At 67.6% G+C, this 13,906-nt stretch carries 12 protein-coding genes and 1 tRNA gene; 5 read left to right on the forward strand and 8 right to left on the reverse strand.

The window, feature by feature from the left end; genetic code table 11:
- Positions 1 to 136 precede the first annotated feature (136 nt).
- Positions 137 to 229 (reverse strand) — tRNA-Ser (locus JHL17_RS00580).
- A gap of 283 nt (positions 230 to 512) precedes the next feature.
- Between JHL17_RS00580 and JHL17_RS00585 the strand changes: the two genes are divergently transcribed.
- Positions 513 to 749, forward strand: a complete 237-nt coding sequence (locus JHL17_RS00585) for a hypothetical protein (RefSeq protein ID WP_200190112.1) — start codon at positions 513 to 515, stop codon at positions 747 to 749.
- 38 nt (positions 750 to 787) lie between these two features.
- Here the strand turns inward: JHL17_RS00585 and JHL17_RS00590 are convergent, their stop codons facing one another.
- Together JHL17_RS00590 and gatB are read right to left on the reverse strand one after the other, a co-directional pair.
- The gene (locus JHL17_RS00590; protein WP_200190113.1) at positions 788 to 2,578 is read right to left on the reverse strand and encodes a PAS domain-containing sensor histidine kinase; all 1,791 of its coding nucleotides are present in this window, start codon (positions 2,576 to 2,578) and stop codon (positions 788 to 790) included.
- Between the two features lie 165 nt (positions 2,579 to 2,743).
- Entirely contained in the window at positions 2,744 to 4,195 is a 1,452-nt protein-coding gene (gene gatB / locus JHL17_RS00595; protein WP_200190114.1) for an Asp-tRNA(Asn)/Glu-tRNA(Gln) amidotransferase subunit GatB, read from the reverse strand.
- A gap of 252 nt (positions 4,196 to 4,447) precedes the next feature.
- On the opposite strand from gatB, the gene JHL17_RS00600 reads away from it, so the two are divergent.
- A complete protein-coding gene (locus JHL17_RS00600) occupies positions 4,448 to 5,176 on the forward strand; it encodes a Clp protease/crotonase-like domain-containing protein (protein WP_200190115.1) in 729 nt (242 codons plus the stop codon).
- On the opposite strand, the gene JHL17_RS00605 is transcribed toward JHL17_RS00600, so the two are convergent.
- Both JHL17_RS00605 and fliN read right to left on the reverse strand, forming a co-directional pair.
- Positions 5,157 to 6,413, reverse strand: a complete 1,257-nt coding sequence (locus JHL17_RS00605) for a diaminopropionate ammonia-lyase (protein WP_200190116.1) — start codon at positions 6,411 to 6,413, stop codon at positions 5,157 to 5,159. The two genes, JHL17_RS00600 and JHL17_RS00605, sit on opposite strands and share 20 nt — an antisense overlap.
- Before the next feature lie 175 nt (positions 6,414 to 6,588).
- Positions 6,589 to 6,891: a flagellar motor switch protein FliN gene (gene fliN / locus JHL17_RS00610; RefSeq protein WP_085084056.1), complete on the reverse strand. Its 303-nt coding sequence runs from the start codon at positions 6,889 to 6,891 to the stop codon at positions 6,589 to 6,591.
- Between the two features lie 260 nt (positions 6,892 to 7,151).
- Between fliN and JHL17_RS00615 the strand changes: the two genes are divergently transcribed.
- The gene (locus tag JHL17_RS00615; RefSeq protein WP_200190117.1) at positions 7,152 to 7,994 is read left to right on the forward strand and encodes a sulfurtransferase; all 843 of its coding nucleotides are present in this window, start codon (positions 7,152 to 7,154) and stop codon (positions 7,992 to 7,994) included.
- A gap of 82 nt (positions 7,995 to 8,076) precedes the next feature.
- Here JHL17_RS00615 and murJ read toward each other — a convergent pair whose 3' ends face one another.
- Positions 8,077 to 9,627: a murein biosynthesis integral membrane protein MurJ gene (murJ, locus tag JHL17_RS00620; RefSeq protein ID WP_200190118.1), complete on the reverse strand. Its 1,551-nt coding sequence runs from the start codon at positions 9,625 to 9,627 to the stop codon at positions 8,077 to 8,079.
- 233 nt (positions 9,628 to 9,860) lie between these two features.
- Between murJ and JHL17_RS00625 the strand changes: the two genes are divergently transcribed.
- A complete protein-coding gene (locus JHL17_RS00625; protein ID WP_200190119.1) occupies positions 9,861 to 10,643 on the forward strand; it encodes an alpha/beta fold hydrolase in 783 nt (260 codons plus the stop codon).
- A gap of 136 nt (positions 10,644 to 10,779) precedes the next feature.
- A complete protein-coding gene (gene eno / locus JHL17_RS00630; RefSeq protein ID WP_200190120.1) occupies positions 10,780 to 12,057 on the forward strand; it encodes a phosphopyruvate hydratase in 1,278 nt (425 codons plus the stop codon).
- A 204-nt stretch (positions 12,058 to 12,261) separates the two neighbouring features.
- Here eno and JHL17_RS00635 read toward each other — a convergent pair whose 3' ends face one another.
- Complete coding sequence (locus JHL17_RS00635; protein ID WP_200190121.1) at positions 12,262 to 13,338, reverse strand: extracellular catalytic domain type 2 short-chain-length polyhydroxyalkanoate depolymerase; 1,077 nt, start codon at positions 13,336 to 13,338, stop codon at positions 12,262 to 12,264.
- Positions 13,339 to 13,679: 341 nt separating this feature from the next.
- Positions 13,680 to 13,906, reverse strand: a 227-nt coding sequence (locus tag JHL17_RS36790; RefSeq protein ID WP_211113256.1) for an IS30 family transposase, incomplete at its 5' end; no start/stop codon positions are given.

Raw genomic sequence — 13,906 nt, forward strand, 5'->3', positions numbered from 1 at the left:
ATCCTTGCTCACCGCACACTCCGTATGACGTTTAGAACGGCCTAACGAAGATATGTGTGGGAAACGCGTGGAGAATAACAAAAAAGCCCGGCAAAAAGCCGAGCTCTTTCAACGCCTTGACATATATCATGCATGATGGCGGAGGGGATGGGATTCGAACCCACGATAGGGCTTTAAACCCTATGACGGTTTAGCAAACCGTTGCCTTCAGCCACTCGGCCACCCCTCCAGCCAGTGCGGCTTCCCTTAGGGCACCGCTGGCGTGGGAGCGGTTCTAACGGCCGGCCGTAGCCTTGTCAACGCTTACGGACACACAAACCCGCTTTTCCCGAAAATTGATGGGGAAGGACAAATCTATATAAAATTTTAGTCACTTTTTAACGGAAGGCGCTTATGATGCCACCATGAGCAATAAAAAGCCCGGGTGACGCACAACTCGGTCGCGCAGGGTTCGATGCCGAAAGCTCGACCCGCCGGACAGTGACGTCGCCCCCGTCGCCGTGGAGGATGCCATGACCCTGTCACGCCGTTGCGCCGAAACCCTGATCGATCTCGTCGAAATCAAGCTGAGCTGTCTGGAGATCACCGACCGCGAGGACCAGCGCGAGAAGGAACTGCTGCAGCGCTGCCTGCAGGAACTCAATGCCGAGCTGCGCGGGGAAAACGGTGCGCTCGCCGACTTCGCCGCCCCCAAGCGCCGCGGCCGCCGGCCCAAGCATCTGCAACTCCACGACCTGCACATCGCCTGACCCGTTGCGCCTGATCCGTCGCTCGACGCGCGACGGTGTCAGCCCAAGGCCGGCTCCGCCGCCGCGGCCGGCTGCAGCGCCGGTGCCTCGCGGGGCAGCAGGAGGGTGAAGCGGGTGCCCTGCCCCGGCCAGGATTGGACGGATACCGTGCCGCCCAGCGGACCGGTGACGGTGTTGAACACGATGTGCAGCCCGAGTCCGGAGCCGCCCTGCCCGCGCTTGGTGGTGAAGAAGGGGTCGAACACCTTCGACAGATGTTCCGGCGCGATGCCGACACCGTCGTCGATGAAATCGATCCGGACCCGCTCCGCTCCGTCGGGCTGCGCGGCGATCCTGATCGTGCCGGCCGGCTTCTCGGCCATGCGATCGGACTGGCGGTCGCCGTCGCCATAGGCGTGGACGACGGCGTTGATCACCAGATTGGTCAGCACCTGCCCCAGCGCGCCGGGAAAGCTGTCCATCGTCAGCTCGTCATCGCATTCCACCACCACCGTCAAGCTGGTGCGCTTCAGCCGCGGACGCAGCGAGAACAGCAATTCGCCGATATAGCTTCCCAGCTCGAACACCCGGCGGTCGCCGGAGGACTGGTCGACCGCCACCTGCTTGAAGCTCTGCACCAGGGATGCGGCGCGGTCGATGTTGGCCATCAACAGGCGGCTGCTCTCGCTCAAGCCCTCGAGGAACTCCAGGAATTCCGACCGCCGCAGCGCGTTTCCGGTGAAGCGGTCGCGCAGGATCTGCGCCTGTTCGCCGATATGGCTGGCGGCCGTCAGGCCGATGCCGATGGGCGTGTTGATCTCATGCGCCACCCCCGCCACCAGTTGGCCGAGCGAGGCCATGGTCTCGGCCTGGATCAGGCTTTCCTGCGCCTCCCGCAGATCGGCCAAGGCCTGCTCGGCCTCTTCCCGGGCCTCGATCATCGCCGATTCGGCGGCCTTGCGGTCGGTGATGTCGTAGAGCCAGGTCAACAGCGCCGATTCGCCGTCCAGTTCGATGCTGTTCCACGAGGACAGGACCCAGACGACGCTGCCGTCGGGCCGGCGGAAGCGGATCTCGGCATTGCGGAACGCCCCTTCATCGTCGAATCGGGCGATCAGCGCCTCGCGGTCGGCGGAGTCGGCATACAGCTCGCTCACCGGGGTGCGCATCAGCTCTGCCCTGTCGCGGCCCAGCAGCCGCGCGGACTGGGCGTTGCAGAACAGCCAGCGGCCGTCGCGGGTGGTGACGTTCACCGCGATGGGCGCCGCCTCCATGATCTTCAGCAGCCGTTCCTCGCTGGCCCGCAGCCGCTCCTCCTGCCGGCGGGCCTCGGTGATGTCGGTCATGATGCCGGCATAGCGCACGGCACGGCCGGTCTCGTCGCGGATGGCGCGGCCCTTGGCGGCGATCCACACCCAGCCGCCGCCTTCATGGCGCAGGCGGTAGCTGTAGGCATAGGCGGAGGTCTCCCCCGCCAGATGCGAGGCGATGTGGGCCAGCACCCGGTCGCGGTCGTCGGGATGCAGCCGGCATTCCCAGAAATCGGCGGGCATCGCCGGCCGGGTGCGATGGCCAAGCATGCGCGGGAAGGTATCCGACCACCAGCAGGTGCCGGCCAGCAGATCGGCATCCCACACCGCGGCGCCGGTCGCCTCCAGCGCCATCTCCAGCCTTGCGCCGATCTCCGGCTCGTGCATGGCGTGCGCCGGAGAGGCGATGCCGGGGTCGGCGAGGGAAAGTGGCGGCGGGCGACGGATCGCCCGGCGCCCGGCATAGCGGCCCAGCAGCACCCCGAGCAGACCGCCGACGGAAACAGCCGCCAGCGCCACCATCACCGGCTCCGCCGCCATGGTTCCTCCCCCGTTTCCAGCACTGTGACGGTGGAAACCGGGAGAATTCAACTGCGGTCTCACCCTAACGACGGGAGGCACCCAAGAAAAAAGCCCCTCCACCGGACGGAGAGGCTTTCTTTCGGACAGAGTGGGATTTTCACTCCGCCAACAGGGAAAGGACGCTTAGCCTTTCAGTTTCTTCATCAGGATTTCGTTGACCATGGCCGGGTTGGCCTTGCCCTGGGTCGCCTTCATCACCTGGCCGACGAAGAAGCCGAACAGCTTGTCCTTGCCGCTGCGGAACTCCGCCACCTTGTCGGGGTTGGCGGCCAGCACGGCGTCGATCGAACCTTCGATGGCGCTGGTGTCGGTGACCTGGCGCAGCCCCTTCTTCTCGACGATGTCGGCGGCCTTCTCGCCGGTCTCGAACATCGTCTCGAAGACTTCCTTGGCGATGCGGCCGGAAATGGTGTTGTCGGCGATCAGGTCGATCAGGCCGCCGAGATTTTCGGCCGACACCGGGCTTTCCTCGATCTCCTTGCCGGCCTTGTTCAGATAGCCGAACAGCTCGCCGGTGACCCAGTTGGAGGCCAGCTTCGGATCGCGGCCCTTGGCCACCGCCTCGAAATAATCGGCCTTCGACTTCTCCGAGACCAGCACGCCGGCGTCATAGACCGACAGCTTGTAATCCTCGATGAAGCGGGTCTTCTTGTCGTCCGGCAGTTCGGGCAGCGTCTTCTTGATGTCCTCGACCCAGTCCGGGTCGAGTTCCAGCGGCAGCAGGTCGGGGTCGGGGAAATAGCGGTAATCGTGCGCCTCTTCCTTCGACCGCATCGAGCGGGTCACGAACTTGGTCGTGTCCCACAGCCGGGTCTCCTGGTCGATCTTGCCGCCGTCCTCGATGATCTCGATCTGGCGACGCGCCTCGTACTCGATCGCCTGCATGACGAAGCGGATCGAGTTGACGTTCTTGATCTCGCAGCGGGTGCCGAAGGGATCGCCCGGCTTGCGCACCGACACGTTGACGTCGCAGCGCATGGAGCCTTCCTCCATGTTGCCGTCGCAGGTGCCGAGATAGCGCAGGATGGAGCGCAGCTTGCGCACATAGGCGCCGGCCTCTTCCGAGGTCCGCATGTCCGGCTCCGACACGATCTCCATCAGCGCCACGCCCGACCGGTTCAGGTCGATATAGGTCTTGGACGGATGCTGGTCGTGCAGCGACTTGCCGGCGTCCTGCTCCAGGTGCAGGCGCGTCACGCCGACGGTGCGGCTGGTGCCGTCCGGCAGGTCCAGCACGATCTCGCCCTTGCCGACGATCGGCTGCAGGAACTGGCTGATCTGGTAGCCCTGCGGCAGGTCGGCGTAGAAGTAGTTCTTGCGGTCGAACACCGAGTGCAGGTTGATCTGCGCCTTCAGCCCCAGACCGGTGCGCACCGCCTGTTCCACGCAATATGCATTGATGACGGGCAGCACGCCGGGGAACGCGGCGTCGACGAAGCTGACCTGGCTGTTCGGCGCGGCCCCGAATTCGGTGGCGGAGCCGGAGAACAGCTTCGCGTTCGAAATCACCTGGGCATGGACCTCAAGCCCGATCACGACTTCCCAATCGCCCGTTTCACCCTGGATGTACGACATCGTTCCGCTCTTCGACGTTCACGGCACGGGACCGGACGGGCGCCGCCCTGGAAAGGGCGCCCCGGCCATACCCTTGGAATCCCGTTTCTTCTAGCGCCCTTTGCGCCCGCGCGCACGCTTAATCGCGCCGCGGCTTCCCCTCCCCCATCATCCCCCCTCGTACCCCCATTGTGCGGCCGGCCACAGACACGCCGTTAACCCTCGGGCAAGCTTTGCCCGCCACGCTGGACGAGACGAGCGGTGGAGGTCCTGATGTCGGTGCGGTCGCTGGTACGGAAGGTCGGGTTCGGGTGCGGTCTGGGCGCGCTGCTGATCGCAGGTGCCGCGTCCGGCCGTGCCGCGACCCAGCCGGACGGCCTGTCCCTCAACCCGGTCACCCCGTCTGCCGTCGCCCCCGTCATCGTCAATCCGGCCCCGCCGGCTCCCTCTGCCGCTTCCTCCGCCGAATTTCCCGATGCCGTGATGTCACGCAACGACCAGGGCGACCTCACCGTTCTGCGCCTGGACGGCATCATCACGCCGGGGGCGGAACGCAGCTTCGTCGACGCCCTGCACGCCCTGCCGGCCCGCCGCCCGCTGGTGATCGAGCTGTCCAGCCCCGGCGGCTTCACCGCCGCGGGGTACCGGATGATCGACGCCGTGCTGGCCGAACGCAAAGACGGCCGGCCGATCGCCACCCGGGTGCGCGACGGCGAATCCTGCGAAAGCATGTGCGTCGGCCTCTATCTGGCCGGATACCCGCGCTATGCCGCCCCGCGGGCGGAGTTCATGGTGCATGCCCCGCGCATGGCGGAGAACGGCCGGATGACCATGCGCTCGACCCAGATGATGGTGGAGCGCCTGGTGTCGCTCGGCGCCTCGCCCGCCTGGATCCAGCGGGTGAAGGCGGAAGGCGGCTTCTCCGGCGCCCGCGACTACCGCGAGACCGCGGACCGCCTGAGCGCCGACGGCGCCAACATCGTCACCGATCTGCTGCGCTGAGCAGTCCGGCGACCGCATCCGGCGTCCGGCCGACGATCCGCTCATACACCTCCGGGTCAGTCGCCCCTTCGGTCCCGAACACCAGCACGCGGGCGTCGGGCACGAGGCCCAGCGCCAGCCGGATCTCCTCATGCGCCGCGGCGCAGAGCAGACCAGCCAGCCCGGCGACGCCGGATTCGCCGGCCACGACCGGGCGGCCTCCCTGCTTGCCGTCCGCCAGCTTGCGCATGGCGATGACCGCCCCCTCGTCGGGGATGGTCAGGAAATCGTCGGCGCCGCGCTCCAGGATCGCCCAGGCCAGCGGGGAGACCTCGCCGCAGGCGAGCCCGGCCATCACCGTGTCGAGATCGCCGGACGACCGCACCGGCCGGCCGGCGACGGCGCTCTGGTACAGGCAATCGGCATTGTGCGGCTCCACCACCACGAAGCGCGGGCGCTGGCGTCCCCAGCTTTCCCACAGATGGCCGCAGACGGCGGCGGGAAGCCCGCCGACGCCGCCCTGGACGAAGACATGGGTCGGCCGTTCGCTGGCGGGAAGCTGGCGGATCGCCTCCTCCACCATCACGGTATAGCCCTGCATCACGTCGCGCGGCACGTCCATGTAGCCGGTGTAGGAGGTGTCGGAGACGACGAACCGGCCCTGCTCCGCCGCGTCGGCGGCGGCGCGGCGCACCGCGTCGTCGTAGGATCCGTCCACCACGACCACCTGCGCCCCGTACGCCTCGATGGCGGCCCGGCGGCCGGGCGTGCAGGCGGCGGGCACATACACCACGCAGCTGCAGCCGAACACCTGCGCGCCCCAGGCGACCGACCGGCCATGGTTGCCGTCGGTGGCGGTGGTGACGGTCAGCGTCCGGGTCACCTTGGCATAGCGCCCGACGACGAGGTCCAGCGCCGTCACCGGCACGCCGGGCACCCGCGCCGTCACCTCCCGCGCCAGCAGGCGCAGCACGGCATAGGCCCCGCCGAGCGCCTTGAAGCTGCCGAGCGCGAAGCGGGTGCTCTCGTCCTTGTACCAGAGGCGGTCGATCCCGGCCTCCTGCGCCAGTCCGGGCAGGGAACGCAGCGGGGTCGGGGCATAGCCCGGCCAGGCGCCGATTTCCGCCATCGCCTCGGCGAAGGCGGCCCGGCTGAGGATGGCGCGCTCCGATGGGCCGTAGCCCCGCTCGCGGTCAGCCTGCGGGTTCGAACAGTGGCGCGGCAGGCAGGAGGATGGGGAGACCGCGTGATGGGGCATGGCATCGCTCTCCGGGCCGGCCGGTGGGTGATGCCGTCGGCGACGGCACATCCCACGATTGCCCTCAACGAGACCAGATGCCACCGCCCGCCGTCAAGGCGCCGGCGCGAACGGGGCTGCTACCGAATGAAGCATCGGAAAGGGAACAAGGCGGGGCGCGGCGACGATGGAGCGGTCAGCGCTTCCATTCGCGGCTGGACTTGATGAAGTCGGTCAGGGTGACGCCGATCTTGTCGTCGATGATCGCGACCTCGCCGCGGGCGACCAGCACGCCCTCGACATAGACGTCGGTCGGGTCCTTCAGGTGGCGATCGAGTTCCACCACGGCACCGCGGCCCAGCTTCAGCAGATCGCGGACACGCAGCATGGCGGTGCCGATGACGACCTTGATCTCCACCGGCGCGTCGCCGATGGCGAAGGACGAGGCGTCGCCGTCATTGGGATCGGCGGCGCCGAGCAGGTCGTCGATGTTGGCCATGGCTGTCCAAGCTCCCGCGCCGGTGAAGGGCGCCTTACCTATACGAACGGGACATCCTACACCCCGGGCGGGTAGGCGGGCAACGCCACCGGCAGGCGGGCATTGCGACAAGATTGGGCTTTTCCCGCACCGGCACTTCGCCCACACTGTCCGCCCACCCGCCACGGCGGGCAGCCGCCGGCCCGCCGGAGGAGTCGTTGTCATCATGCAACGACCATGGCAGGTCCTGGCACCGACCAACCGGAACCGGGTTCACTCTGATGACCGACACCAGCATTTCCCCGCTCGTCGACGCTTCCTGGCTGAAGAGCCGGCTCGACAGCCCCGGCCTCGTCGTCCTGGATGTGCGGACCCCGCCCGCCGGCGGCTTCGTTCCGGGAGCGGTTCATTCCGATTACGCAACGGCCGGCTGGCGGACGGTGGTCGGCGGCGGCGCCGGAATGCTGCCGGAGCCTGGGGTGCTGGCCGGGCTGATCGGCGGTCTCGGCATCGGCGACGGCGACCACGTCGTTCTGGTGGCGGCCGGTGCCAACGCGTCGGACATGGGCAACGCCACCCGCGTCCATTGGACCTTCAAGATGCTGGGGCACGATGCGGTGTCGGTGCTGAACGGTGGCTTCGCCGCCTGGGTCGCTGCCGGCGGACCGGTGGCGCCGCAGCCGGCGGACCGCAAACCGGCCGGCTTCACCGCCCGCCCCCGCACCGACCTGCGCGCCACCCTGGAGCAGGTCGAGACGGCGGTGCAGGCCGGGGCGGTGCCCCTGCACGACGCCCGGTCCGCCGAGCAGTTCGCCGGCAAGGCCAAGAGCCCGCAGGCCCGCGCGCCCGGCACCATCCCGGGTGCGGTGAACCTGGACATCGCCGCCCTCTATTCTCCGACGGAGCATCGCTTCGCCACGCCCGATGCGGTGAAGGCGCTGGCCGATCAGGCCGGCCTGCCGCTGCGCGACCAGCCCATCACCTTCTGCAACACCGGCCACCTCGCCTCGGTGTCCTGGTTCGCGTTGAGCGAGATCGCGGGGGTGCCGGGCGTGCGGCTCTATGACGGCTCCATGTCGGAATGGAGCGCCGATCCGGAGCGGCCTTTGCAGACAGAGGAGTGAGGTCGGAGGATTTTTGGATAGGGGCCGCAGTGTTCAACAAGATCGACAAAGCAGCGCGGAGACAAGACTCCCGCCCTTCAATTCACGCCTTCGCCCGGCGGCGGCGCAGACGGCCGAGGTCGCTGCGCCGCACCAACCCCAGCAGCACGGCGGCGATGGCGTAGACCGCCAGCCCGACCGCCGCCAGCACCAGCAGCCCGCCCAGCCGCTCGGCCGCGCCGGCGGCGCCCAGCCAGGGGGCGAGCCGGCCGGTCGCCAGCCACAGGGCGCCGGCCATGGCGGATGCTGCGACCACCATGCGCGGCAGGTTGCGGGTCAGGCGCGCATCGGCGCGGAAAAGGCCGCGCCGGTGCAGCAGCAGCGCCAGCAGCCCGGCATTCACCCAGGCGCCGACGGAGGTGGCGACCGCCAGCCCGACCTGGGCCAGCGGCCCCATCAGCGCCAGCTTCAGCGCCACATTGATGCCGACCGCCGCCAGCGCCACCCGCACCGGCGTCGCGGTGTCGTGGCGGGCATAGAAGCCGTTGACCAGGCTGCGGATCACCACGAAGGCCGGCAGGCCCAGCGCATAGGCCTGCAGCGTCAGTGCCGAGGCCGCGGCGTCGGACGGGCCGAAGGCACCGCGCTGGAACAGCACCGACAGGATCGGCGTGCCCGCCACCAGGAAGGCGATGGCCGCCGGCAGGGTCAGCACCAGCGACAGCTCGATGGCGCGGTTCTGGCTGTCGACCGCGCCGGCCTCATCGCCGCTCTTGATCCGCTTGGACATTTCCGGAAGCAGAACGGTGCCGACGGCGATGCCGATCACCCCCAGCGGCAGCTGGTTCAGCCGGTCGGCGTAATAGAGGTAGGAGACGGCCCCGGTCGGCAGCGCCGACGCGATCAGCGTATCGGCGAACAGGCTGATCTGGGTCAGGCCGGATCCCAGCGCCGCGGGTCCCAGCACCTTGAGGAAGCGCTTCACGTCGGGCGACAGGCGCGGCATCACCGGCCGCAGGCTCATGTCGGCCCGGCGGGCGTCCCAGGCCAGATAGAGGAACTGCGCCACGCCGGATACCAGCACGCCCCAGGACAGCGCGTGTCCGGCCGTCGGCGTCAGCGGCGTGCCGACCACCAGCGCCGCGATCAGGCAGAGATTCATCAGGATGGGCGCCGCAGCGGCCGACCCGAAGCGGCTCATGCTGTTCAGCACGCCGCCATAGAGCGACACCAGCGAGATCAGCAGCAAATAGGGGAAGGTGATGCTGGTGAACAGCACCGCCAGCCGGAACTTCTCGGGCTCGTCGGCAAAGCCGGGAGCGAAGACCGTCATGAACTGCGGCATGAAGGCCAGCACCGCCAGCAGCAGCACGAGCTGCACAATGACCAGCAAGGTCATCACCTCGTCGGCGAAGCGGCGGGCGGCAGCGGCGCCGTCCTGCACCAGCTTGCCCGAGAACAGCGGCACGAAGGCGGAGTTGAAGGCGCCCTCGGCGAACAGGGCGCGGAAATGGTTCGGCAGCCGGAAGGCGACGAAGAAGGCGTCGGCCACCGGCCCGGCGCCGAGCAGTGCCGCGGTCAGCACGTCGCGCAGGAAGCCGAGCACCCGGCTGGCCAGGGTCAGGCCGCCGACGGACAGGATATGACGGAACACGATGGCTGGGTCGCTCTTGTGGTGCAGAAATAGCCCGGCGGCATCCTAGAGTCCATCGGGGGCTTATTGAAGCATCCGATGGACTCCAGCCGTTTGATTCTTCGTGCGATTCACGCTTCGGACGTTTCCGTCCGAAACGATCGCACTCTAGCGATGCGACCACGTTCGTCATAGGATCGCGGCCCGCATTCGTCCAGAACCCATCTCGGACCTCACCGGACAAAGGCCCCGAAATGCCGCAGCAAGCCCTCCCCCTGACCTATCTGGAAGCCGGCGAAGCCAATGGCGGAACGCCGATGCTGGTCCTGCACGGCCTGTTCGGCTCGGCGCGCAACTGGCAGACGCTGGCCCGCCGCTTCGGCGAATCGCGGCGGGTCTATGCGCTCGATCTGCGCAACCATGGCGGCGCGCCCTGGGCCGAGGACATGGGCTATCCGGAGATGGCGGCCGACGTGCTGCGTTTCCTCGACGACCGCGGCTTCGCCCGCGCCACCATCGTCGGCCATTCGATGGGCGGCAAGACCGCCATGGCGCTGGCGCTGGCCCATCCCGAACGGGTCGAGCGGCTGGTGGTCGCCGACATCGCCCCCGTCGCCTACACCCACACCCACGCCCCCTACGTCGCCGCCATGAAGGCCGCGAAGCTGGAGGGCGCCACCCGCCGGCCGGAGGTCGAGGCCCAGCTTGCCGACGCCATTCCGGAGGCGCCGCTGCGCTCCTTCCTGATGCAGAACCTGGTGCTGGAGAACGGCGCCTTCTCCTGGCGGATCAACCTCGACTCCATCGGTTCGAACATGGCGGGGCTGATCGACTTCCCCGATTTCGGCGGCGCGCGCTATGACGGTCCGGCCCTGTTCATCGGCGGCGGCGCCTCGGACTACATCCGGCCCGAGCATCACGACGCCATCCGCCGCCATTTCCCCAAGGCGGAAATCCGCATGATCGAGGGGGTCGGGCACTGGCTGCATGCCGAACGCCCGGCCGAATTCGCCGCGATGGTCGAGGGATTCCTCTGATCGGCGCCGATTCGGGCCGGGTTGTAAGCCGAAGCAGATATTGCATCGCCCGGACGTCGGGGCTATCAAGCCAGCGCGCCTCAAAACGCGGCCTGCGAGACAACGCGGCTGCCATTCCTCGAAGGATCGACCGATCATGAGCGTCATCACCGAGATTCACGCCCGCGAAATCCTGGACAGCCGCGGCAACCCCACCGTGGAAGTCGACGTCGCGCTGGACAGCGGCGCCTTCGGCCGTGCCGCGGTGCCGTCGGGCGCCTCGACCGGCGCCCATGAGGCGGTCGAGCTGCGCGACGGCGACAAGTCCCGCTTCGGCGGCAAGGGCGTGCTGAAGGCGGTCGAATCCGTCAACGGCGAGATCTACGACGCGCTCGCCGGCCTCGACGGCGACGACCAGCGCGCCATCGACCTCGCCATGATCGACCTGGACGGCACCGAGAACAAGAGCCGTCTCGGCGCCAACGCCATCCTGGGCGTGTCGCTGGCGGTCGCCCGCGCCGCCGCCGAGGATGCCGGCCTGCCGCTCTACCGCTATGTCGGCGGCGCCTTCGCCTCGCTGCTGCCGGTGCCGATGATGAACATCATCAACGGCGGCGCCCATGCCGACAACCCGATCGACATCCAGGAATTCATGATCATGCCGGTGGGCGCCGAGACCGGCGCCGACGCCATCCGCATGGGCTCCGAGATCTTCCAGTCGCTCAAGAAGAAGCTGAAGGATGCCGGCCACAACACCAATGTCGGCGACGAGGGCGGCTTCGCCCCCAACATCGGCTCGACCGACGAGGCGCTCGGCTTCGTCATGAAGGCGATCGAGGCCGCCGGCTACAAGCCGGGCGACGACGTCATGCTGGCGCTCGACGCCGCCTCGACCGAGTTCTTCAAGAACGGCAAGTACGAGCTGGCCGGCGAAGGCAAGTCGCTGTCGCCGGAACAGATGGTCGCCTACTGGGCCGACCTGGCCGCCCGCTACCCGATCATCTCGATCGAGGACGGCATGGCCGAGGACGACTGGGAGGGCTGGAAGGCGCTGACCGACGCCATCGGCTCCAAGGTGCAGCTGGTCGGCGACGATTTGTTCGTCACCAACCCCAAGCGTCTGGCCCAGGGCATCCGCCAAGGTGTCGCCAACTCGATCCTGGTGAAGGTGAACCAGATCGGCACGCTGTCGGAGACGCTGGAGGCGGTCGACATGGCGCACAAGGCCGGCTACACCGCCGTGCTGTCGCACCGCTCGGGCGAAACCGAGGACAGCACCATCGCCGATCTGGCGGTCGCCACCAACTGCGGCCAGATCAAGACCGGCTCGCTCAGCCGCTCGGACCGTCTCGCCAAGTACAACCAGCTGATCCGCATCGAGGAGCAACTCGGCGTCGCCGCCCGCTTCGCCGGCCGCGGCATCCTCAAGGCCTGATCGGTTCAGGCTCAAGGAAAAGCCCCTCTCCGGTTCGCCGGAGAGGGGCTTTTCTGTTGGTGGAGTGCGGGCTTCGGATGCCCCCACCCTAACCCTCCCCCGCTACGCAGGGGAGGGAACTCCGCCGCCATCTCGTACAAGCGCCTGCCCCCTCCCCCGCCCAGCGGGGGAGGGTCGGGGAGGGGGCAAACCGAACGCCGCCCTTCACTCGCCTGTCAGCGCGCCGATCATCTTGCGGACGGCGGTCATCTGGAAGCCGCTCTTGCGGGCGAAGTCGTAGCCGGTGTAGCCGAACCAGTCCCAACAAGCCTTGGGGTTGGAGGTCGGCTTGGCGGCGCCGTCGATCTGCGGGTACAGCACGACGATGTTGTTGACGTCGGCCCAGCGGTTGTAGCCGGCATGCACGGCGAAATGGTCGCCGATCAGGTTGGACGCCATCTGGCAGCCATGGAAAGCGACATGGATGCGGCAGGTCTGCCGGCCGCCCTCGCAGGCTTCCGGAACATAGACATAGCCGGTCCGGCCCATGCCGCTGCGGCTGGGATCGCCGACGAAGGGGGCCTGATCGAACAGCTGCGGCTGGCGGGCTGCGGCGGGGGCGTTCGGTGTCCGGGCGTCGGCATAGAAGAAGCGGACGATGGCACCCGCCTGATCATACCGGCAGTCGTTGATGTATTCGCTCTTCTCCCCCTCCTGCGGGATGAAGTCGCAGGCCGCGCCATAGCCGTCGGTGATGTAGGCGTGCGCCGCCTTCGGCAGCTTCACATAGGAAAAATTCGCCTCCGCCACCCCCAGCGCCCGGTAGAACTGCTCGGTGGCGTCGGCGACCGGGCGCTTCACCGTGCGGTCGTCGTCGCCGTTGAACAGGTAGATCTTCGACTGCGCCATGTTGGACAGCGGATCGATCTCCTTCGCCGCCTCGCGCGCCTTGGCGTTGGCGACCAGCGCCGGCACGTCGGGCGGTCCCATCGCCACGTCCATGCAGCGCTTCAGCGCCACCACCGCCGGGGCGATGCCGCCTTCCGACACCTCGGCACAGTCGTAGGGACCGCCGGCGACGATGCCGGCCGCCTTGACCAGCCCCGAATAGGCGACCTGGAACTGTCCGGCCATATAGGCACCCGACGAAATGCCCGACACCGTCGTCTGCGCCGGGTCGATCTTCACCTTCAAATCGGACAGCTTGATTTGGGCACTGCTTTGCGCGGCGGCGGGAAGCGGCGCCAGGACGACGAGCGCCGCCAGTGCGGTCTTCAGAATGATTTTGTTTGAAATCGTCATGAGAGGGTCACCTTTGCCCTGCAAGGGTTGTCGACATCGCGTGGACAGCGGCGATCCGCGCCCCGCCCCTCGTCGCGTCATCCGTCCCCGTCGTGCCGCTCCGGTCCCGGTTGGCCCGGGCGGACGGAACACGATCAGATTGTTGCTGGTCGCCCCAAAGGCTCGGACCGGAACGGAAGGTAGCAAGGCAATGATGATTGTCTAATAAAAAGGATTCATGGTGGTCTGATGCACGCCCTCGTACGCAATTTCCCTTCTCAGCGCCCGTATGGCAATCGCATATGGAAATTGGATTCCCATCAAAGGACTTCCGTCATCCCCGCGAAGGCGGGGAGATGGTCTCACGCTTGAAGCGCAACGGAGAGATTTTTAGAGAATAGATCATCTGGCGTGAAGAAGTCGAGGCACTCACGCGGTATGGAGTTGATCCAATCCGCGTGAGCCTCAATCTCTTGCGAAGTTGTCACGGCAAGGTTTGTCTTCCTGGGTAGTTTGCGTCTCAGCCGCCCGATCGTGTTCTCGACGCCGCCTTTCTGCCAGGGTGCGTGAGGGTCGCAGAAGTAAGTTT

It is taken from the genome of Azospirillum endophyticum, assembly GCF_016595245.1.
GTDB lineage: Bacteria > Pseudomonadota > Alphaproteobacteria > Azospirillales > Azospirillaceae > Azospirillum > Azospirillum endophyticum.

What these genes read in the sequence shown, in the direction of transcription:
- JHL17_RS00605 (WP_200190116.1), bottom strand. Translation starts at nt 6,413, where the DNA reads ATGCCCCATCACGCGGTCTCCCCATCCTCCTGCCTGCCGCGCCACTGT.
- eno (WP_200190120.1), top strand. Translation starts at nt 10,780, where the DNA reads ATGAGCGTCATCACCGAGATTCACGCCCGCGAAATCCTGGACAGCCGC.
- JHL17_RS00625 (WP_200190119.1), top strand. Translation starts at nt 9,861, where the DNA reads ATGCCGCAGCAAGCCCTCCCCCTGACCTATCTGGAAGCCGGCGAAGCC.
- JHL17_RS00635 (WP_200190121.1), bottom strand. Translation starts at nt 13,338, where the DNA reads ATGACGATTTCAAACAAAATCATTCTGAAGACCGCACTGGCGGCGCTC.
- JHL17_RS00585 (WP_200190112.1), top strand. Translation starts at nt 513, where the DNA reads ATGACCCTGTCACGCCGTTGCGCCGAAACCCTGATCGATCTCGTCGAA.
- JHL17_RS00615 (WP_200190117.1), top strand. Translation starts at nt 7,152, where the DNA reads ATGACCGACACCAGCATTTCCCCGCTCGTCGACGCTTCCTGGCTGAAG.
- fliN (WP_085084056.1), bottom strand. Translation starts at nt 6,891, where the DNA reads ATGGCCAACATCGACGACCTGCTCGGCGCCGCCGATCCCAATGACGGC.
- JHL17_RS00600 (WP_200190115.1), top strand. Translation starts at nt 4,448, where the DNA reads ATGTCGGTGCGGTCGCTGGTACGGAAGGTCGGGTTCGGGTGCGGTCTG.
- JHL17_RS00590 (WP_200190113.1), bottom strand. Translation starts at nt 2,578, where the DNA reads ATGGCGGCGGAGCCGGTGATGGTGGCGCTGGCGGCTGTTTCCGTCGGC.
- gatB (WP_200190114.1), bottom strand. Translation starts at nt 4,195, where the DNA reads ATGTCGTACATCCAGGGTGAAACGGGCGATTGGGAAGTCGTGATCGGG.